Consider the following 19,743-nt stretch of genomic DNA (forward strand, 5'->3'; position numbering starts at 1 on the left):
TGAACCTTCTCTCGGAGGATGAAACAAATTGACCAGTCAGACGAACAACCAGATCTACTTCCCGGACGCCGATGTCGCGCTGAACGAAGATGGCACTCGATTCGCGTCCTATCGCCGCGATGACACACAAGTGACCATCATTCATATCCCGCCGCACGGCTCCTTGGCGGCCCCCGCCGGCACGGAGTCCCGGGTAGGGATGGTCGTTCAGGGTCGGCTCTCCGTGACCGTCGGAGGTGTGACGAGGTCGATGGAGGCCGAGCGTGACGTCTACGTCGCCCCTCCCGGAGTGGACGTCTCGATTGCGAATAATTCCTCTGAAGAAGTCGTCGCACTCGAAATAAAACGCGCTCACGAGGGTGATTCCACACCCACCCCGAGTGAGTACTTCCTTGGCCCGTACGAGTCCCGCAAGTTCGTCGGGATGGACGTCACGTTCTTCGTGAACAACTGGATCGAGCTCATGCTCGCAGATATCCCCAGCGGCGGCGAGATGCCCTACCACAAGCACTCTCATGAGCAGGTCGGGATATGTCTGGACGGGCGCTACGAAATGACGGTCGAGAAGACGAGCAGCGAGCTGACGTTCGGCGGCACCTACTTCTGTGTGAGTCAGGAGGGTCACGGTGCCGTCAACCCCAACTCCGGTGTGGCGCGTTCCCTGAACATCTTCATTCCGCCCCGGTATCACCGGGTCTCCAAGCTGAAGAACGAGAAGGAAGCCCAGTGACACCAGCAGCGTGCGAACCGGACGGAAACCGCGAAGCCGGGCGTGCAGCAGCGGTCCACGTTCTCAAGTTGTGTCGAGAGGATGCACCATGATTCGCCATATCGTACTTTTCAAATTCAAGCCGGGCGTCGACTGGACTGATCCCAGGGCTTTGGCGGCGGAGCGCACTGCGGCTCAGGTGGGCAGTGAAGTGCCTGAGGTAAAAGAATGGCGAGTCGGCCGCAATGTGTCCCCTCGGGAGGTCGCTTACGACTTTCTTGTTGACGGGCTCCTCGAGGACATGGACAAGGTCGAAAGCTACCTTGTCCACCCCTTTCACCAGGATGCGATTCGGCAGTGGCGGGAGATCAGTGACTGGGTCATCGCCGACGTCGAGGTATAGCCCGGGTGCCACCGCGGACTCGTAGGCCCTGAGGGACACTCCGCCTCCCCCGCCCCAGTCGACTTGAAGAAGGACCGGCCCCGCCTCGGCTCATGCCGAGGCGGGGCATCTGCGTCGCCACGCGCTTCAGCGCTGTCCGAGGGGCTTCCAAGGGAGTTTTCGCCGGCCGAGGGGACAGCCCCGAGCCACCGGCAGATCGTGAAGGGCCTCTGTGAATCAGAGGCCCTTGAGAAGGAAAAGCCGCAGGTGGCGGCAGACGAGTCGGGCTGTACGCCGGGTTCTGTCGCCCTCCCTGTAGAGGGTCATGTCCCGTGACGTGGTGTAGGTGATCACTCGTGTGTGCCGAGCAGGAGGGTTGTGGTGTCCGGATAGAGGCTGTCCATGCTCTCGATGGAGAGGTAGCGGCGGGGGAAGGCAATCCATTCGTCGTGGAGTTCGGCGAGGACGGCGGTGGCGAGCCGGTTGACGGCTGCGGTGTTCGGGAAGACCTGGACGACGTCGGACCGGCGTTTGATCTCCCTGTTCAGCCGTTCGAGCGGGTTGGTCGACTGAATCTTCTTCCAGTGCTGGTGGGGCAAGTCCGCGAAGGCGGTCAGGTCCACCTTCGCGCCCAGCAGCATCTCTTGGACCTTGGGGAACTGCTCGCCGATCTGCGCGGTGGCCTCGGGCAACTCGATCGACCCCGCCCGCCACCATCCGCCGCCGGACCGGCTCCACCACCTCCCGCGCGCCCGGCACCACATGGCACCATCAAGTGCCATGTGGCGCCACCTGGGGCAGACAAGCCCCCTCCTCCCACTTTCGCCCACTCCGAGGACATACGTTTACGCAGGCCAAGACCGCCCCGCCGAGGGCGATCCCGACAGTCGCACCATGTGGCTTGCATGTGGCGTCATCGTGGTGCCATGATGGCGTCATGGACCTCACCTCGCACGTCGCCCCCTCCGCCGCGATGGGCGAGCTCACCCGTAAACCCGCCCCGGGCCTGGTCAGCGTACGACTGCGCGGACTCGCCCCCGGGTTCGTCGTGACACTGCCGGCCGATGGCACCACCCCCGGCAGTATCGACATCCGCCGCACCGACGCCTGACCCCCGCCGGGGCCGCCGGTCCCGGAGCACCCGGCCCCCAGCCCACCAGCCGTTCTCAGCCTTCCAACGGGAGAGCCCCATGTCTTCGTCTGTCATGCCCACATCCAGAAAGGGTGGCGGTCGCCCGTCGCCGGACGCCGTCTCCGCCGTCGGTCTGCGCAAGTCCTACGGCGACAAGGTCGTCCTCGACGGAATCGACCTCACGATCCCCGCAGGCACGGTCTTCGCGCTGCTCGGCCCGAACGGCGCCGGCAAGACCACCGCCGTGAAGATCCTCTCCACCCTCATCACCGCCGACGCCGGCGAACTGCACGTCGGCGGCCACGACCTGGCCACCGACCCGCAGGCCGTACGCGCCGCGATCGGCGTCACCGGGCAGTTCTCCGCCGTCGACGGGCTGATCACCGGCGAGGAGAACATGCTCCTCATGGCGGATCTGCACCACCTGCCCAAGAGCGAAGGGCGGCGGGTCGCCGCCGAACTCCTTGACCGCTTCGACCTCGCGGACGCCGCGAAGAAGCCCGCCGCCACCTACTCCGGCGGCATGAAGCGCCGTCTCGACATCGCCATGACCCTGGTCGGCAACCCGCGGATCATCTTCCTCGACGAGCCGACCACCGGACTCGACCCCCGCTCCCGTCACAACATGTGGCAGATCATCCGCCAACTCGTCTCCGACGGGGTCACCGTCTTCCTCACCACCCAGTACCTGGACGAGGCCGACGAACTCGCCGACCGCATCGCCGTACTGAACGACGGAAAGATCGCCGCCGAGGGCACCGCGGACGAGCTCAAGCGCATCGTGCCCGGCGGACACATCCGACTCCGCTTCACCGACCCGGCCGTCTACCGGTCGGCCGCGTCCACTCTGGGCGAGGTCACCCGGGACGACGAGGCCCTCTCGCTGCAGATCCCCAGCGACGGCAGCCAGCGGGAGCTGCGCGCCCTTCTCGACTGGCTGGACGTCGCCGGCGTCGAGGCCGACGAACTGACCGTGCACACCCCCGACCTGGACGACGTGTTCTTCGCCATGACAGGCAGCAAGCAGCCGGCCCAGGCCGCCCAGTCCAAGGAGACAGTCCGATGAGCGCCCTCTCCCTCGCCGCCCGCGACTCGTCCACGATGCTGCGCCGCAACCTCCTGCACGCCCGGCGCTACCCCTCCCTCACCCTGAACCTGCTCCTGACCCCGATCATGCTGCTCCTGCTCTTCGTCTACATCTTCGGCGACGTCATGAGCGCCGGAATCGGCGGCCCGGGCGCCAGCCGCTCCGACTACATCGCCTACATCGTCCCCGGCCTGCTGCTGATGACCATCGGCAGCACCACCATCGGCAGCGCCGTCTCCGTCTCCAACGACATGACCGAAGGCATCATCGCCCGCTTCCGCACCATGGCCATCCATCGCGGCTCCGTGCTCATCGGGCACGTCGTCGGCAGCGTCCTGCAATGCGTCGCCAGCGTGGTCCTCGTCGGCGCCGTCGGCGTGGCCATCGGCTTCCGCTCCACCGACGCCACCAGCCTCGAATGGCTGGCCGCCTTCGGACTGCTCGTCCTCTTCTCCACCGCGTTCACCTGGATCGCCGTCGGCATGGGCCTCATCAGCCCCAACGCCGAAGCCGCCAGCAACAACGCGATGCCGATGATCCTGCTGCCGATGCTGTCCAGCGCTTTCATCCCCGTCGACACCATGCCGGGCTGGTTCCAGCCGATCGGCGAGTACCAGCCCTTCACCCCCGCCATCGAAACGCTCCGGGGTCTGCTGCTCGGCACCGAGATCGGCAACAACGGATGGCTCGCCATCGGCTGGTGCGTGGGCCTCACCGTCCTCGGGTACTTCTGGTCGACCTCGAAGTTCAACAGCGACCAGAAATAGCCGCTGAGATCGCGGACCGGCCGGCGCGGCGGCAGAGGGGAAGGGCCGGCGCGACGGCCCGGGTCCGACGGCCCCGGAGCCGGTCAGGCCATCCGTACCACCTGACCGCTGTGCCGGGCGCGTTCCGCCGCCCAGACCACCAGGTGCGAGCGCAGAGCCTCGTCCGGGCCGGTGTTCACCAGCTCGCGGTCGTCGTCGGCTATCGCCGCGAGGAACGCCCGGATCAGCTCGTCGTCCGCGCCGCCGTGACCGTCCGCTGCCGACGCCCCGCCCTCGGGGTCGAAGTCGAAGACCTCCCGGGTGTCGGTGAGGAAGTCGTGGAGCGTGAGCGTACGGCCGTCGCCGTCGAGGGAGCCGTGGGTACCGAACACCCGCGTCTTGCGGAAGTCGAGACCGGTGAAGGCGGTCATGGTGAACGAGGCGGTGGCTCCGCCCTCGTACTGGAGGTTCACCACCTGGTGGTCCACGACGTCGTTGCGGCCGTTGTAGACGCACTCACCGTAGGGGCCGTCCTGGAGCGCCTTCGTCAGCCCGGCGCTCGTCACGTCGTCGGTGAGCACACCGAGCGGCCACTGCTCGAAGACCGGGTCGCCGAGGAAGCGTTCGTAGATGCGCGGGGCGGAATAGGCGCAGGTGCGTTCGACGGGGCAGGTGACGCAGCGGTCGCCGGCGCCCTCCGGCTTGTTCTCGGGACGGAAGTGGAAGAGGTTGCCGAAGGAGGAGACCTGTTCCACCGGCTTGCCCACCACATGGCCGAGCCAGTCGATGTCGTGGCACGACTTGGCGAGCAGCATCGATGACGACTCCGCTTCGATGCCCCACTTCCCTCACACCGTCTTCGAGTTCACCGCGGGAGACCCCGCGTACCTCAAGAACGGCAGCCTGGCGGTGGGGACTTCGTACACCGAGCACCGTACGGTGAGCCTGGCCAAGCAGGGCGGCACCTGGGTCATCACCGGCATCCGGCGGACACCGCTGGAGCGCCCGGCTCCGAAGCCCGCCGCCCGGTAGGACGACGCCGCCGGTCCCGCGCTACGCCACCACGCCCCGCTCCGCCAGCAGTTCGGACACCCGGTCCAGCGGCAGCGCCGGGACGTGGTGGCCGGCCCGGCCGGTCATCGACTGCGCGCCGGTGAGCACGTTGAGGACCGCCTCCTCCACCGACTCGACCACCGCGCCGTAGAAGGGGTCCATCCGGCCCCATGGCACGAAACGCATCGACTCGTACGGGGCGCTGCCGTCGTCCTCGGGGAACGTACTGGTCAGAGCACCCTCGTTGGCCGTGGAGAAGGCCAGGAAGATGTCGCCGGAGAAGTGGCTGCCGGTGGTTCCGGTGCGGGCGAGGCCGAGGGTCGCCCGCCGGGCCAGCGCCTTGCACTGGCCCGGCAGCAGGGGCGCGTCGGTGGCCACCACCACGATCACCGAGCCGGCCCCGGGCGGGACCTGGCGCTCACCGTCGGACTCCGGCGCGGGCCCGTCGGGCAGTTCGCGGCCCACCGGGACTCCGGCCACCACCAGTTCGCGCCGCGCGCCGAAGTTGGCCTGCACGAAGGCGCCCACGGTGTAGCGGTCCCCGCCGTACCCCACCACCCGCGAAGCCGTGCCCGAGCCGCCCTTGAATCCGTAGCAGCGCATGCCCGTACCGCCGCCGACGCATCCTTCCTCGACCGGTCCGGAGGATGCCGCCTCGATGGCGTCCGCCGCGTGGCGGGACTCGACGGCCGTGCCGTGGATGTCGTTGAGGTGGCCGTCCCAGGTCTCGGTGACCACCGGCAGCAGCCACTCGGGCGCCATGTCGCGGCGGTTGGCGCGCACCCACTCGACGACACCTCGGTGCACGGGCCCGACCGCGTACGTGTTGGTGATGAGCACCGGCACGGCGAGCGAACCGCTCTCCTCGATCCAGGCGGTGCCGGTCATCTCACCGTTGCCGTTGAACGAGTGCCAGCCGGCCGAGCACGGCGTGCCCACACCGTCCCTGCCGCGCGGGAGGAGGGCGGTGACTCCGGTGCGTACGTCGTCACCCTCGCAGAGGGTCACATAGCCCACCTCCACTCCGGGAACGTCCGTGATCGCATTCCACGGACCGGTTTCGCCGGTGAGGGGCAGGCCCAACTCGCGTGCCCTCATGCGCTTGTCGTCCACTGGTTCCTCCCGCGTGCCGTCGTCACCGTGCGGGCAGAGGCTACGGGAACACCCGCGGGCAGGAACAGTGCGGACCGGGTGCGCCGCCCGTCAGGCCTTTTCGCTCCGGACCGGCTCGTCGGTGACCTCGCCGTGACTCATCCACGGCCGTGCGAGCAGCACCAGGCAGACGCCCGCCAGTGCGAGGGCGATGAGGATGACGACGGCCATGGGAGTCGCACTGTCCTCGCCGAAGAGGCCCACGAGCGGCGAGGCCACGGCGCCGAACAGGAACTGGAGTCCGCCGATGAGCGCCGAGGCCGCGCCCGGTGCGCTGCGGCCCAGGCTCTGGCCGATGCTCATGGTGGAGGGGAAGATGATCGCGATGCCGGAGATGGCGACGAAGAGGCAGCTCCAGGTGACGGCCAGGTTCTCCCCGGTCACGGCCGGAAGGGCGACCAGGGCCACGGCGCCGATGCCCGAGACGGTGAGCCCCGCGATCAGGAGCGTGTTCAGCCGGACCCGTGCGGAGAGACGCGCGAAGGTGACTCCGGCGATCAGCATGCCCACGGCGTTCGACGCGAAGATCAGCGAGTAGGCGGTGGGCGATACGCCGTGCACGTTCTGGAAGACGAAGCTGGAGCCGCTGATGTAGGCGAACAGGGCCGCCGAGGTGAAGCCGAGCACGAGGACGTAGCCCATGAAGGCGCGGTGCCTGAGCAGCGTGCCCATGGTGCGGAAGGTGCCGCCGAGTCCTCCGCTGTGCCGGCGTTCGGGTGGCAGCGTCTCGGGGACCTTCTTCAGTACGGCGAACATCAGCAGCGCGCCGAGGACGGCGAGGGTGACGAAGACCGCGCGCCAGGTCGAAAGCGACAGGACCGCGCCGCCGATGACCGGCGCGGCGATCGGCGCGATGCCGAGGATCTGCGAGAGCAGCGCGAAGTAGCGGGGTACGTCCGCTCCGCGGAAGCAGTCGGTGATCACCGCGCGGGCGAGCACCATGCCGGCAGCGCCCGCGAAGCCCTGGAGGAAGCGGGCGGCGGTGAGCAGTTCCACGTTCGGTGCGACCGCGCACAGCAGCGAGAAGAGGACGAAGCCCGCCGATCCGGCGAGCAGGAGCCTGCGGCGGCCCCAGCCGTCGCTCAGCGGGCCGATCAGCAGCTGGCCCACGACCATGCCGACGAGGAAGGCGGTCAGTGTGAGCTGTACGGCCGAGCTGCTCGCGTGCAGCGTGGCGCCCATCGAGGGGAATCCGGGCACGTACATGTCGGTGGCGAGCGGGGCCACCGCGGTGAGCGCGCCCAGTACGGCGATCAGGGCGCCGGCCTGCTTGGGGGACACGGGCGGTGCGGACGGCCGCGGGCCGGAGGGGGTCCGGGCAGCCTGGGACACCGCCTCGTCCGAGGCGGGGGAAGGAGATAGCATGGAGTTAAAGGTAGCTGATGGTTCACTGGTTAACAAAGGAGTGCTGGTGCAGTCCCATCCCGATGGTGTCCGCGACGACTGGGTCCGTCACAATCCTGGGCTCGACGCCTCCGCCATGGAGGTCGTGGGCCTCGTCAAGCAGGTGTCCGCGCTCTTCAACCGTGCCCTGGAGCCGGTCTACGAGGGCGCTCCCCTCACCATCCCCGAGGCCGACCTGCTCATTCCGCTCCGCCATGCGACCGAGCCGGCCATCGCCCGCCGGCTGGCCGACAACATGGGGATGTCGCGCGCCGGGGTCAGCAAGACGCTGGCCAAGCTGGAGAAGCGCGGCCACATCGCACGCACGCCGAACCCGGCCGACCGGCGGGCCGCGCTCGTGACGATCACGGAGTCGGGCAAGCAGGCCATCGACCGGATCTTCCCGCGCCAGCTCACCACCGAGGCGGAACTGCTGGCCGGTCTCGGCGAGGACCGGGCGAGGGTGGTGGACGCCCTCGCCCTCCTCGCCGAGGTGATGGAGGACGGGCTGGCGAACGGCGGGCGCGGCCGCGACCTCGGCCTCGGTCTCAGCCAGATCCGCGCGCCCCAGGACATCACGGCCGACCGGGAGTAGCCGCCACGCCGGGGAGTCCCCGCCGCACCACACCAGGAACTCCCCCGCCGCCCGGGGCCCCGCCCGCATCACCCGTTCGGGCCACGCCGGTCGCCGTTCCCCGGCGGCCGTTCGACGATCGGGATTCGGTCGATCGAGGGGAGAGGTCTGTCATGGACCCACAGGACGGTTACGAGTGGCAGGCGCAGCAGACCGGATACGTACCGCCCCAGCATCAGCCCCGGCCCCAGGCCCCCCGCGTGGACGCCGGGCGGCTGTGGGCGGGCGGTGCCATGACCGCCGTCGTGGCCGCGCTCACCGCCGTGGTCGGGCTGTTGCTGATCCGCGGAGTGCTGGGCGTTCCCGTGTTCGCGCCTGAGGGTGACGGGGCGATGGGTGACGCGTCGACGGGTGTGCTGGCCATGGGGGCGACCCTCGCCGCCCTGGTGGCCACCGGCCTGCTGCACGTCCTGATTCTGGCGACGCCGCAGCCGGGCACGTTCTTCGTCTGGATCGTCACCCTCGCCACCGCCGTCATGGTGCTGCTGCCCTTCACCACGTCCGCCGCGCTGGACGCCAAGATCGGTTCGGCCGCGCTGTACCTCGTCATCGGCATCGCGATCGGCTCCCTGCTGTCCGCCGCCGGCCGCAGCGCGATGCGCCGGGAGTACTGAAGGGCTCAGCTCTCCTCGGTGAGCTGCTCGTCGAGTTCGTCGAAGAGCAGCTCGCCGTGGTCGATCTGGCCCGTGCGGTACGCGGATCGGGCGACCAGGTGCGCGGCCACCGGGCCGGTCATCAGCTGGAAGAAGCCGATCAGCGCCAGCGTCGCAAGGTCCATGCCGCTGCGCAGCCGCAGCGCGACCCCGGCCAGCACCAGCAGCATGCCGAGGGACTGCGGTTTGGTCGCTGCGTGGCTGCGGGACAGGACGTCGGGCAGCCGCAGCATGCCGATCACTCCGAGCAGGCAGATCGCCGCGCCGATCAGCAGCAGGACCGCGCCGGCCGTGTCGACGATCTGGAGCCAGAGACTCATGGTGCCTCCTTGTCGGTCCGCCGGTCGCCGTCCGTGTGCGGGTGGGCCGGCGGCCGGTCGCGTACCGCGATGAAGCGCGCGATGCCGACCGATCCGGTGAAGCCGAGGAAGGCCAGCACCAGCATGATCGGGAAGTAGAACGGGTCCCGCGCGAGGGCGGACTTGGCGCCGAGCCCGGCGATGATGAGCGCCGCGCAGACATCCAGCGAGATCGCCCGGTCCAGCATCGAGGGACCGCGCCAGATGCGGAACAGCAGCCCCGCTCCGGCGAGGACGATCAGGACGACGGCCGCGGTCAGCAGTACCCGGTCGACGGTCTCCGGCCCGCTCATGCGCCCTCCTCCCCGTCTTCCGGCCGCTCGCCGGTGTGCGGCGGCGACGGGGGCGGTCCGGCGACGCGGTCGATCTCGTCGCGGGTGCCGAAGGCCCGGACGGTCAGCTCCTCCATGCGCCAGACGGAGCGCCGGGCCGCGACCAGCGCGGCGGGCCGGTCCGCGTCGAGGACGTGCACGAAGACGGTGGCGGTGGCGCGTCGCACCTCGACGACCGATCCGCCCGGCACGTTCGACACCGCGACGGCCGTCGCGGTGAGCATCAGGTCCGAGCGGCAGCGCAGCGGTACGGCGATGACGGCGGCCCGGTGCGGGTGGTCCGCGAAGATCTGCCGGGTGACCCGCACGCCGGAGGTGTACATGTCGTAGAGCAGATACGTGACCAGCCGCAGGATGCCCCAGGGGTGCAGCCGCAGCCCCAGATCGACCGGCGGCAGGGGAAAGGCCAGACAGACGGCCACCGCGACCACGACGCCGGTCAGCACGTTGGCCCAGTTCAGGCTGGACCAGAGCAGCACCCAGATGACGGTGAGCCAGGCGATCAGCGGGAGTTCGAGCACCCGCGGCCGCCGGCTGCCGAACTCGCAGCTGAACGGGGGCAGGTTCTTGTTCCGGTTGGGGAACGTGATCATGCGTTTCACCGGCCGAGCACCGCCTCGATGTAGGGGACCCGCGCGATGAGTTCGGCGGCCGAGCGGTCGGTGTACGAGGTGAGCGGCCCGGCGAACACGGTGAAGGCGAGGCCGAGCGCGACCGTGGCCGCGGTGGCCCAGGTCATCAGATGCGGCAGCTTGGTCGTGGTGGTGACGGCATGGCCGTGGAGGGTGGCCGCGACCGCGCGCCCGGCCGGCTCGTAGCGGGGGCGTACCCCTTCGTCGCCGGTGCCGGGCATCCGGTCGGGGCCCTCGTCGCTGTCGTCGTCGCCGCTGTCGTCGTCCGACTCCAGGACCGTGCCGTCGGCGGCCTGGCCGGGCGGTGCGGCCCGCCAGAACGCGAGGTTCCAGACCTTGGCCATCACGTACAGCGTGAGCAGGCTGGTCGCCGTGGACCCGATGACGAGGATCCAGGCCCAGACGCTGCCGTCGGCGACACCGGCCCGCATGAGTCCGAGCTTGCCGATGAAGCCGGAGAGCGGCGGAATGCCGGCCAGGTTCATCGCGGGTACGAAGAAGAGGACGGCCAGCAGCGGGGCGGCCTTGGCGATGCCGCCGAGCCGGGTCAGCTCGGTGGTGCCGCCCCGGCGTTCGATCAGTCCGGCCACCAGGAACAGCGTGGTCTGGACGGTGATGTGGTGGACGACGTAGACAATGGCGCCGCCGTACGCCTGTCTGGTGGCGAGGCCGATCCCGAAGACCATGTAGCCGATGTGGCTGATGAGGGTGAAGGAGAGCAGCCGCTTCAGGTCGGTCTGTGCGACGGCGCCCAGGATGCCGACGACCATCGAGGCGAGTGCCGCGGCCATCAGCAGGTCGCCGAGCCGGTTGCCGGGGAAGAGCAGGGTCTCGGTGCGCAGCATGCAGTAGACGCCGACCTTGGTGAGCAGTCCGGCGAAGACCGCGGTGACGGGGGCGGGCGCGGTCGGGTAGGAGTCGGGGAGCCAGGCGGCGAGGGGGAAGACGGCGGCCTTGATGGCGAAGACGGTCAGCAGCATCGCCTGGATCAAGGTCTGGACGCCCAGCGGGAGTTGGGCGAGGCGGCCGGCCAGCTGGGCGAAGTTGGCGGTGCCGGTGGCCGCGTACGTCATGGCGATGGCGGTGAGGAAGAGCATCGAGGAGAAGAGGGAGATGATCACGTAGGTGGAGCCCGCCCGGATCCGGGGGCCGGTTCCGCCGAGCGTGAGCAGGACGAAGCTGGCGACCAGCATGATCTCGAAGCCGACGTACAGGTTGACCAGGTCGCCGGCGAGGAAGGTGCAGGAGACCCCGGCGACCAGGATCAGGTAGGCGGGGTGGAAGACGGCGACCGGGGTCTCCTCGTCCCGGTCGGCCATGCCCTGGCCCAGGGAGTAGACGAGGACGCAGAGGGTGACGGCCGAGGAGACGGTCAGCATCAGTCCGGAGAGCCGGTCGGCGACCAGGGTGATGCCGAGCGGCGGGGCGAAGTCGCCGAGGTGCACGGTGAGCGGGCCGTTCGTGTCGGCGCCGATCATCAGGGCGGCGGAGAGGCCCAGTACGGCGGTGAGCACGGCGACGCTGATGAAGCGCTGGAACTGTTTGAGCCGGGTGCCGAAGGCGAGGCTCAGGCCGGTGGCGCAGAGCGGCAGCAGCACCGGCAGCGGGACGAGTGCGTTCACCCGGTGTCTCCTCGGTTCGCGTCGTCGGGGGTGGCGGGGGTCCCGGGCCCCTGGGCGGTCCGTTGGGCCGCGTAGTCCTCCGGGTCCGCGCCCAGGACGTCGTGCCACAGGTCCCCGCTCGCGTCCCGGCCGCGGGCCTGGAGGGCGCGGTCGGCGCGCAGCCTGGCCCGCAGGCGGTGGCGCTCCTCGCGGTAGCGGCGGCGGGCCTCGGCCGTGCGGTCGGACTCGGCGCGGTACTGGTCGCGCAGTTCGTTGCGCTCCCCCAGCACCTCGGCGCGCAGCACGATGCGCCGGTCCTCCTGATCGTCGTGGACCTCGTCCGTGCCGGTCAGCTGGTGGCTGCGGTAGGCCATGGCCAGGAGGAACGCGGTGGTGGCGAGGGTGATGACGATCGCGGTGAGGGCGATGGCCTGGGGCAGCGGGTCGGTGACCCGGCTCAGGTCGACGCCGTAGAGGAGGGGTGCGCGGCCGGCCGATCCGGTGGCGGACAGGACGAGCAGGTTGATCCCGTTGCCCGCGATGACCGCCCCCAGCAGGATCCGGGTGAGGGGCCGGGTGAGCATGAGGATGCCGCCGACCGCGCACAGGACCGCGGCGGTGGCGAGGAGCGAGGCGCTGACGGTCATGGGGTGGCGCCTCCCGTTTCGGGGGCGGGGCCGGCCGCGTGCCCGGCCGCCGCCTGTTCGGCGGCCGCCCGCTCGATCTGGCGGTCGATCTTGGCGCCCAGGGCCCGCACGATGTCCAGCACCACGCCCAGGACCAGCAGATAGACCCCGCAGTCGAAGATCACCGGCGTGCCGAAGTGGTAGTCGCCGATCAGCGGGAGGTGTCCGTGGTGGGTCCAGGCGTGCAGGACCGTGCCGTCCGCGAGGCCGAGCAGGGCCACTCCGGTGGACAGGAACAGGCCGAGGCCGGTGAAGAGTCCTGGCTGCAGGGGCGCTGCCTCGGCGAGTTCGAAGCGGCCGCCCGCCAGGTAGCGGGTGATCAGTGCGACCCCGGCGACCAGCCCGGCGACGAATCCGCCGCCCGGCATGTTCTCGGCGCAGAACAGCAGATACACCGAGAGCACCAGGATCGGGTGGAACAGCAGCCGGGCCACCACCTCGAAGACGACGGAGCGGTGCTCGGGGGCGAGTGTGGCGCCGGCCGCGAGCCAGCTGCGCTCCGGTGCCCCTTCGTCGCCCTGCGGCAGTCCCGTCAACGGGGTGGTGGTGACCGACCAGGCAGTGCTTCCCTGCACCTCGGGCGGTGCTGCCGCTCCCTCGGCCCGGCGGTGCAGATAGATCAGGCTCGTCACGCCGATCGCCGCGGCGGCCAGGACGGCGGACTCCCCCATCGTGTCCCAGGCCCGCAGGTCCACCAGGATCGTGGCCACCACGTCCTTGAGGCCGTGGTGCGCGGTCTCCTCGACCATGGCGGCGCCCGCCGGCTCCGCGGTGCGCGCGGCCGCCGCGACCCACACCACCACGCTCAGGGTGGCCGCCGCGGCCAGCGCCACCGGGATGCGGACGGCCCGCCGCCAGGTGCTCACCGACTCCTGGAAGTGCACCGGCATCCGCCGCAGCACCAGCACGAACACGATCATCGACACGGTCTCCACGCAGAACTGCGTGAGCGCCAGGTCCGGTGCGCCCTGGACGACGAAGAGCAGCGCGGTCCCGTATCCGGTGAGTCCGGCCAGCACCACGGCCTTCATGCGCCGCCTGACGGTCAGGCAGAAGAGCGCCGCCGCGCAGGTCAGCACCGCGACGGCGCCCTGGAGCGGTACGTCCCAGAGCCGCGGCGCCTGGGCGCCGCGCCAGGGCCGGTCGACGCCGAGCACGGCGAGCTGGCCGGCGAGCATCACGAGCAGCGTGGTGGCGAGGTAGACGGACAGCGAGCCGCGCTGGACGAAGCCGGTGATCTGGAGGGAGAGCCGTTCGAGGCCGAGCAGCAGATGCCCGAAGACGCTGTCCGCGGTCGGCCAGGCGATCCGCCGGGAGAGGCGGGTGACGGTGCCGCGCGCGGCAAAGAGCACCGCACCGCCCACCGTGGCGACGGCCGACAGCAGCAGGGCGGTGCCCCAGCCGTGCCAGAGCGCGAGGTGGTAGGGGTGGGCGGAGGCGGGGAAGGCGTCCGCGTACGCACTCAGCAGCCGGTCGGTCCACCCGACGCCGGGGCCCAGCACCAGTCCGCAGGCCGCGAGCAGGGCGGGCGGGGCGAGGAAGGCCCAGCCGACCCGGTGGACCGGGGTGTCGGCGACACCGGGCTTGCGCCAGAAGGCACCCCAGACGAACCGGACGGTGTACGCGACGGTCAGCATCGAGCCCGCCACGGTGATGCCGAGCGCCCAGCGGTCGGCCGTGTCGCCGTGCATCAGCGCGTCGAAGGCGGCCTCCTTCGCGGCGAAGCCGAGCAGCGGGGGCAGTGCGGCCATGGAGGCGGCGGCGGTCACGGCGACGGCGCACACGTACGGCAGCGACCGCCCCACGCCGGAGAGCCTGCGCAGGTCCCGGGTTCCGGCCGCATGGTCGACGATGCCGGTGACGAGGAACAGCGGCGCCTTGAACAGGGCGTGACCGAGGATCATGACGCCTGCGGCCAGCGCCGCGTCGCGGTTGCCGACGCCGGCGAGCAGGGTGAGAAAGCCGAGCTGGCTGACGGTGCCGTAGGCGAGGACGAGCTTCAGGTCGTGGAGCCGCAGGGCCCGCCAGCCGCCGAGCAGCATCGTCGCGGCGCCGAGGATCATCACGACGGGCCGCCAGACGGGTACGTCGGCGAAGCCCGGGGCGAGCCGGGCGACGAGATAGACGCCGGCCTTGACCATGGCCGCGGCGTGCAGATAGGCGCTGACGGGGGTGGGCGCGGCCATGGCGTTCGGGAGCCAGAGGCTGAACGGCCAGATCGCCGATTTCGACAGGGCCCCGCACAGGATCAGCACCACGGCCACGGAGACGGCGAGGCTCGCGCCGGGCGGGTCGGCGAGGATCGCGGAGATGCGGTAGGTGCCCGATGCCTGGCCGATGATCAGAAAGCCGACCAGCATGGCGAGTCCGCCGAGCGTGGTGACGGTGAGCGCCTGGAGGGCGGAGCGGCGGCTGTGCCGCTGTTCGCTGTCGAATCCGATCAGCAGGTAGGAGAAGACCGTGGTCAGCTCCCAGAACACATAGAGCGAGATCAGGTCGTCGGCGAGGACGAGGGCGAGCATGGCACCGGCGAAGGCGAGCAGGTTCCCGGCGAATCCCGCCAGTTGCGGGGTGTCGTCGGTGAAGTAGGAGGCGCAGTAGAGCAGGACGAGCGTGCCGACGCCCGCTGCGAGCAGCACCATGAGTTCGGCGAGTGCGTCCAGGCGCAGGGCGACGGAGACGTCGTACGCGGGGATCCAGGTCCACGACCAGGTGACCGAGGCGCCGGAGGCCGCCGTGTCCCACTGGGCGAGCGCCCAGCAGGTGGTGGCGGCCGGGGGCAGCGCGAGGACCACGAAGGCGCGTGCGCCGAGGCGCCGCACCAGCGGGCGCGCGCACGCGGCGAGGACGAAGTGGAGGATGACGAGCGCGGTCATACGGCCCCGCCGAGTGCCCCGCGCCCGTCCCGGGAGGGGGTCCGGGGCCCGGCCGTCCGTGCCGCACCGGCCGGTGCGGCAGGGGCGGGCGCCGTACGACGGGTCGCGGCACCGGGGAGTACGGCGCAAGGAGTAACAGAACAGGCAATGGGCACTAAATACAGATATATCCCCAGCCTCGCTTCACCCGTACGGCGCGCCGCGCCCACTGCGGCGCACTGGGATCAGCCCCGGTCGGCGGCCCCGGCCGGAACACACTCGGCGGCATACGGACGGTCACACACGGGCGGCCGCACGCGGAACGGTCAAGGGTGACGCGCCGTCACCAGCGCTCCGTACGGGCTCGGGCGGCACTCCGGGCCGACGCGACCACCCCTCGGCCGCGTCGTCGTAACGTCACTTTCCGGACAGCTCCGCGCGTTGATGGTGATTCCGTGGGTGATCGGTGTTGCACATGTGAGCCCGCTTCCTTTTCATTTTTGCAGTGTGACTAATATCTATCTGTCGAAGTTTCCAACGGATTTGGCCAGTCGCGAGGCTGGCATCACGTCAAGGAGCATGCCCTGCGCACGCGCGCGTCACGGCGGAGCGACTCGACCACAATGTCGCTGCGGACGGCCCTGCTCGTCTTGGCCATCGTCCCCGGTGTAGCACTGGCCGCCCTCTGGGCCGTCACCAGTGGTCAGACTCTGCTCGACTTCCAGAGGCAGGCAGCCCAGGGGCAGTTGGCCCAGAAGGCCGGCCAGCCGTCCAACATCGTTTACTACAACCTGCAGGAGGAGCGACGGCTCAGCGCCGAAGCTCTGGCCAGGCACGGAGGTGTCACCGAGGCACTGCGCAAGCAGCGCAAGCTCACCGACGAAGCGATCACCGGCTTCCAGTCCCTCTCCGACATCGCCACCGACGACGCCCCGGGCGAAGTCCGGGACGCGGTCGTCCAGGCACGTACGGCGATCACCCAACTCCCGGCACAGCGCACCCTCGTCGACGAGGGCGACAAGGACCAGCAGAAGGCCGTGTACCGCTACTACACGGACCTGATCGCCGTCGACCTGAAGCTCTTCACCGCGCTCAGCCATGTGGACAACGGCCAGATCACCACGATCTCGCAGCCGCTGGTCGACCTGTTCTGGGCCAAGGAGATGATCTCGCGCTCGGACGCGCTGCTGGCCCGTGGCTGGCCCGAGGGCAAGCTGAGCACGGAGGACCTCCAGCAGGTCCGGCAGGCTGTTTCCGGCCAGTCCTTCCAGTACACCACCAAGGTCGTCCCCTTCCTTCCGGCGGACGAGAAGGCCATGTGGGAGGAGATCTCCGGCAGTTCGGCCTGGAAGACCAAGACCCAGGTGGAGACCCAGGTGCTGCGGCCCGCCGCCCCGGACAGCTCCGGCTACGTCCGCCTCGGCGCCGAGGAGAAGACCTGGCGCGGCGCGATGGACGAGCTCACGCCCCAGCTGGTGAAGCTGATGGAGCACCGCACCGACGTCGTCGTCGCGAGCGGCAAGGACAGTGTCATCTCCCTGCTGATCCGAGTCGTGATCACCACGGTCGTCGGCCTCCTCGCCGTCGTCGCGGTCATCTGGATCACCTGGCGCCTCACCCGCAATCTGCGCCGCCGGATCGGCAGGCTGCAGGAGCGGGCCGAGGAGCTGGAGAAGTCGCTGCCCGACGTCGTCGAGCGGCTCGGCAAGGGCGAACGCATCGATGCCGAGGCCGAGGCCCGTGCCATCGGGCACGACCGCAAGGCCGGCGGCAAGGCCGACGAGCTGACCCAGCTCGGTGACGCGCTCGACCTGGCACGCACCAGCGCCATTCAGGCGGCCGTCAAACAGGCCGACCAGCACCGCGGATTCGAGCGGCTGCTGCAGCGCATCGCGCGCCGTACCCAGCAGTTGATCGGCCAGCAGCTGAAGAAGCTGGACGAGCTGGAGCGCAAGCACGAGGACCCCGAGGTGCTGGACGGCCTCTTCGACCTCGACCACCTCACCGCCCGCCTCCGGCGTTACGAGGAGAACCTCGTGATCCTCGCGGGCGGCTCCCCGCACCGCCGCTGGCGCAAGCCCGTACCACTGCTGGACGTCATGCGCTCCGCCCAGGGTGAAGTGCAGGACTACCGGCGCGTGGTGATGGATCTGGACGGCGCCCCATGGCTCTCGGAGCGGGCTGTCGGCCCGGTCTCCCACGTGCTGGCGGAACTGATCGAGAACGCGCTCACGTTCTCCAAGCCGCCCAGCCCCGTCGAGGTCAGGGCGGCCCGGGTCAGCCGGGGCCTGGCCATCGAGGTCGAGGACCGCGGGCTCGGCATGGACGAGGACCAGCTGGCCGAGGCCAACGAGCTGATGAGCAGGCCGCCCCGGATGGACGTGCTCGCGCACGCCGACGACATCCGGCTGGGTCTGTACGTGATCGCGCGCCTCGCCGACCAGCACGGCCTGCGGGTGGAGTTCCGCCAGTCGGCCTTCGGCGGCACCCGGGTCGTCCTTCTCGTCCCCGACGCGCTCACCGTCCCCGGTCCGCACTCCGGTCCGGTGGCCGTGCCGTCCCCCGAGGACATGAGCGCCGAACCGGCCCCGGCACCCGCCCCGACCCACGACGCCGACGCGCTTCCCAGCCGGGGCCGCGGTCAGGCGCTCGCCGGAGTCACGGCACTGCACGCCGCGAACGCACCGTTCGAGACCACCGGTGCGCCCTACACGGTGGCGGACGAGCCCTTCCCCGACCGGGAGGAGCAGCCGCAGCCGGCCCCCGCCGAAGACCCGTTCGGTGACCCGGGGACTCCGTACACCCCCTACGCCGGCAGCACGACGGGGAGTACGTACGACCTCACCGCACCCCTGTCCCCGTACGGCGGCGCGAACCGGAACGCGTACGGCAACCAGAACGACGCCGCGTACGGCGGCTCCCCCCAGGACCCGTACGCCGGTGCCGAGCAGCCGTACATGAAGGCCGAGGGCCAGTACCCGGTACCGCACCAGCCCTACCAGACGCCCGAGGAGCCGTACATGACTCCGCACCAGCCGTACCCGGGGACGTACACGGCGGGCGTCACCGACCGGACCGGCTTCCCGGTCCCCGGGCCCCGGCAGCCGGAACCGGCTTCGGGACACCCCGGGCAGCTGCCCGTGGCCGAGCCCGACCATCCGGCTCCCCCGGCTGCGGGCACGACCGGCCGGGAGAGCGGGCCGGGGCGGCCCGCGCTGCCGGCAGCACCCGCCGCGGAACCCCCGTTGCCGCGCCGGGTGCGACAGGCCAGCCTCGCGGACGAGCTGCGGATCACCCCGGCCTCCGGACCTGCCGCGCCCCAGCCGCCGGGCCGGGCCGATAACCCGGTGCCCCGGCCGGCCCCCCGCCGCGCCGGTGCCGCCATCGGAGCCTTCCAGCGTCGGTCCCGCGCCGCCCGCGCGACCGACGAGCCGCCGACGCAGCCCACCCCTCCCGCACCCCTCCCCACGAGAGAAGAACGGTCATGACACGCACAACCGCCACTCACCAGGACCTCGACTGGCTGCTCGACGGTCTGGTGGACTCGGTGGCCGAGACCCTGAACGCCGTGCTGCTCTCCGACGACGGCCTGGTCGTGAGCCACTCGCGCACCGTCGAGCGGTCCGACGCCGAGCGGCTGGCCGCCATCTGCACCGGCCAGCAGAGCCTGGCCCGCGGTGTGGGCCAGCTCTTCAACGGCGGCGGCGTGCATCAGGTGATCGTCGAGCTGTCGGATCTGTGGCTCTTCATCATCTCGGCCGCCCAGGGCACGCACCTGGCCGTCGTCGCCTCCCAGGAGGTGGACGCCGAGATCATGTCGCTCGCCATGCACAACCTCGTCCAGCAGGTCGGCCAGAAGCTCACCACCCCCGTGCGGAACGACTTCCACGCCTTCGGCGGCGGGGACGGGCTGCGCGCGTGACCCCGCCCTGGGAGGACGAGGAGACCGATGAGGGCTGGGCGGACGCGGAGGACGGGGCGGGCACGATGGTGCGCCCGTACACCATCACCCGCGGCCGGACCGCACCCGAGCGGGACGACTTCAGCCTCATCACCGTGCTGACCACCGCGAGCGACCCGCGGGACGGACACGGCGCGGCGGTCCATCCGGGCAGGCTCCAGCCGGAGCACCGGATGATCCTGGACCGGTGCCGGCGCCCCGCCGCTGTCGCCGAGGTCTCCGCGGACCTCAACCTCCCGGTCACGGTGACCAAGATCCTGCTGGCGGACCTGGTCGCCCAGGGCCTGCTGCTCGCCCGTGCGCCCCTTTCGGTGGCCCGGGCGGCCGGCGGTGCCGACATGGGAATGCTGGCCGCCCTTCGTGACGGACTCGGGAGACTCTGAGCC

General features: G+C 70.5%; 20 protein-coding genes and 1 pseudogene. 11 read left to right on the forward strand and 10 right to left on the reverse strand.

Annotation, left to right across the window (positions count from 1 at the left end; translation table 11 throughout):
* The first annotated feature begins 28 nt into the window (after nt 1-28).
* On the forward strand, nt 29-730 hold the full coding sequence (locus tag OG912_RS05140) for a cupin domain-containing protein (protein ID WP_327708380.1): 702 nt from the start codon (nt 29-31) through the stop codon (nt 728-730).
* Nucleotides 731-818: 88 nt separating this feature from the next.
* Nucleotides 819-1,112, forward strand: a complete 294-nt coding sequence (locus tag OG912_RS05145; RefSeq protein ID WP_327708381.1) for a Dabb family protein — start codon at nt 819-821, stop codon at nt 1,110-1,112.
* Between the two features lie 329 nt (nt 1,113-1,441).
* Here the strand turns inward: OG912_RS05145 and OG912_RS05150 are convergent.
* Nucleotides 1,442-1,759, reverse strand: a pseudogene (locus tag OG912_RS05150) (transposase); the annotation flags it as partial.
* Nucleotides 1,760-2,028: 269 nt separating this feature from the next.
* Here OG912_RS05150 and OG912_RS05155 point away from each other — a divergent pair.
* The 3 genes from OG912_RS05155 to OG912_RS05165 all read left to right on the forward strand — a co-directional run bounded on the left by OG912_RS05155 (nt 2,029) and on the right by OG912_RS05165 (nt 4,077).
* On the forward strand, nt 2,029-2,202 hold the full coding sequence (locus OG912_RS05155; protein WP_327713652.1) for a hypothetical protein: 174 nt from the start codon (nt 2,029-2,031) through the stop codon (nt 2,200-2,202).
* Nucleotides 2,203-2,296: 94 nt separating this feature from the next.
* Nucleotides 2,297-3,289 (forward strand): ATP-binding cassette domain-containing protein, encoded by a 993-nt coding sequence (locus OG912_RS05160; RefSeq protein ID WP_327708382.1) that lies wholly within the window; start codon nt 2,297-2,299, stop codon nt 3,287-3,289.
* Nucleotides 3,286-4,077 carry an ABC transporter permease gene (locus OG912_RS05165; RefSeq protein WP_327708383.1) on the forward strand — a complete coding sequence of 264 codons (792 nt, stop codon included), beginning with the start codon at nt 3,286-3,288 and terminating at the stop codon, nt 4,075-4,077. Before OG912_RS05160 ends, OG912_RS05165 begins: the two co-directional genes overlap by 4 nt.
* An 83-nt stretch (nt 4,078-4,160) precedes the next feature.
* Here the strand turns inward: OG912_RS05165 and OG912_RS05170 are convergent, their stop codons facing one another.
* Entirely contained in the window at nt 4,161-4,892 is a 732-nt protein-coding gene (locus OG912_RS05170; RefSeq protein WP_327713341.1) for a hypothetical protein, read from the reverse strand.
* Here OG912_RS05170 and OG912_RS05175 point away from each other — a divergent pair.
* Nucleotides 4,891-5,088, forward strand: coding sequence for a hypothetical protein (locus OG912_RS05175; protein WP_327708384.1), 198 nt, complete (start codon nt 4,891-4,893; stop codon nt 5,086-5,088). The two genes, OG912_RS05170 and OG912_RS05175, sit on opposite strands and share 2 nt — an antisense overlap.
* 21 nt (nt 5,089-5,109) lie before the next feature.
* Here OG912_RS05175 and OG912_RS05180 read toward each other — a convergent pair whose 3' ends face one another.
* A complete protein-coding gene (locus tag OG912_RS05180; RefSeq protein WP_327713342.1) occupies nt 5,110-6,207 on the reverse strand; it encodes a DmpA family aminopeptidase in 1,098 nt (365 codons plus the stop codon).
* 105 nt (nt 6,208-6,312) lie between these two features.
* Nucleotides 6,313-7,626 carry a multidrug effflux MFS transporter gene (locus tag OG912_RS05185; RefSeq protein ID WP_327708385.1) on the reverse strand — a complete coding sequence of 438 codons (1,314 nt, stop codon included), beginning with the start codon at nt 7,624-7,626 and terminating at the stop codon, nt 6,313-6,315.
* Nucleotides 7,627-7,672: 46 nt separating this feature from the next.
* Here OG912_RS05185 and OG912_RS05190 point away from each other — a divergent pair, with 46 nt between their 5' ends.
* Both OG912_RS05190 and OG912_RS05195 read left to right on the forward strand, forming a co-directional pair.
* Nucleotides 7,673-8,239 carry a MarR family winged helix-turn-helix transcriptional regulator gene (locus OG912_RS05190; RefSeq protein WP_327708386.1) on the forward strand — a complete coding sequence of 189 codons (567 nt, stop codon included), beginning with the start codon at nt 7,673-7,675 and terminating at the stop codon, nt 8,237-8,239.
* A gap of 152 nt (nt 8,240-8,391) precedes the next feature.
* Nucleotides 8,392-8,892 carry a DUF6069 family protein gene (locus tag OG912_RS05195; protein WP_327708387.1) on the forward strand — a complete coding sequence of 167 codons (501 nt, stop codon included), beginning with the start codon at nt 8,392-8,394 and terminating at the stop codon, nt 8,890-8,892.
* 5 nt (nt 8,893-8,897) lie between these two features.
* Here OG912_RS05195 and mnhG read toward each other — a convergent pair whose 3' ends face one another.
* Genes mnhG through OG912_RS05225 form a run of 6 tightly spaced genes read right to left on the reverse strand, consistent with a single transcriptional unit; the run spans nt 8,898 to nt 15,417 of the window.
* Nucleotides 8,898-9,251, reverse strand: a complete 354-nt coding sequence (gene mnhG / locus OG912_RS05200) for a monovalent cation/H(+) antiporter subunit G (RefSeq protein ID WP_326739424.1) — start codon at nt 9,249-9,251, stop codon at nt 8,898-8,900.
* Complete coding sequence (locus OG912_RS05205) at nt 9,248-9,583, reverse strand: monovalent cation/H+ antiporter complex subunit F (RefSeq protein WP_327708388.1); 336 nt, start codon at nt 9,581-9,583, stop codon at nt 9,248-9,250. The genes mnhG and OG912_RS05205 overlap by 4 nt, the downstream gene beginning before the upstream one ends.
* On the reverse strand, nt 9,580-10,215 hold the full coding sequence (locus tag OG912_RS05210; protein WP_443060943.1) for a Na+/H+ antiporter subunit E: 636 nt from the start codon (nt 10,213-10,215) through the stop codon (nt 9,580-9,582). The genes OG912_RS05205 and OG912_RS05210 overlap by 4 nt, the downstream gene beginning before the upstream one ends.
* Nucleotides 10,216-10,220: 5 nt before the next feature.
* Nucleotides 10,221-11,876, reverse strand: a complete 1,656-nt coding sequence (locus OG912_RS05215; protein ID WP_327708390.1) for a Na+/H+ antiporter subunit D — start codon at nt 11,874-11,876, stop codon at nt 10,221-10,223.
* Nucleotides 11,873-12,502 (reverse strand): Na(+)/H(+) antiporter subunit C, encoded by a 630-nt coding sequence (locus tag OG912_RS05220; protein ID WP_327708391.1) that lies wholly within the window; start codon nt 12,500-12,502, stop codon nt 11,873-11,875. Before OG912_RS05220 ends, OG912_RS05215 begins: the two co-directional genes overlap by 4 nt.
* Nucleotides 12,499-15,417, reverse strand: a complete 2,919-nt coding sequence (locus OG912_RS05225; protein ID WP_327708392.1) for a Na+/H+ antiporter subunit A — start codon at nt 15,415-15,417, stop codon at nt 12,499-12,501. Before OG912_RS05225 ends, OG912_RS05220 begins: the two co-directional genes overlap by 4 nt.
* Before the next feature lie 602 nt (nt 15,418-16,019).
* On the opposite strand from OG912_RS05225, the gene OG912_RS05230 reads away from it, so the two are divergent.
* The 3 genes from OG912_RS05230 to OG912_RS05240 are packed head-to-tail and all read left to right on the forward strand — an operon-like array spanning nt 16,020 to nt 19,740.
* Nucleotides 16,020-18,884 (forward strand): nitrate- and nitrite sensing domain-containing protein, encoded by a 2,865-nt coding sequence (locus OG912_RS05230; protein ID WP_327708393.1) that lies wholly within the window; start codon nt 16,020-16,022, stop codon nt 18,882-18,884.
* On the forward strand, nt 18,881-19,318 hold the full coding sequence (locus OG912_RS05235) for a roadblock/LC7 domain-containing protein (protein ID WP_327708394.1): 438 nt from the start codon (nt 18,881-18,883) through the stop codon (nt 19,316-19,318). Before OG912_RS05230 ends, OG912_RS05235 begins: the two co-directional genes overlap by 4 nt.
* Complete coding sequence (locus OG912_RS05240) at nt 19,315-19,740, forward strand: DUF742 domain-containing protein (RefSeq protein ID WP_443060944.1); 426 nt, start codon at nt 19,315-19,317, stop codon at nt 19,738-19,740. The genes OG912_RS05235 and OG912_RS05240 overlap by 4 nt, the downstream gene beginning before the upstream one ends.
* The last annotated feature ends 3 nt before the right edge of the window (nt 19,741-19,743 follow it).

It is taken from the genome of Streptomyces sp. NBC_00464 (genome assembly GCF_036013915.1).
Taxonomy (GTDB): domain Bacteria; phylum Actinomycetota; class Actinomycetes; order Streptomycetales; family Streptomycetaceae; genus Streptomyces.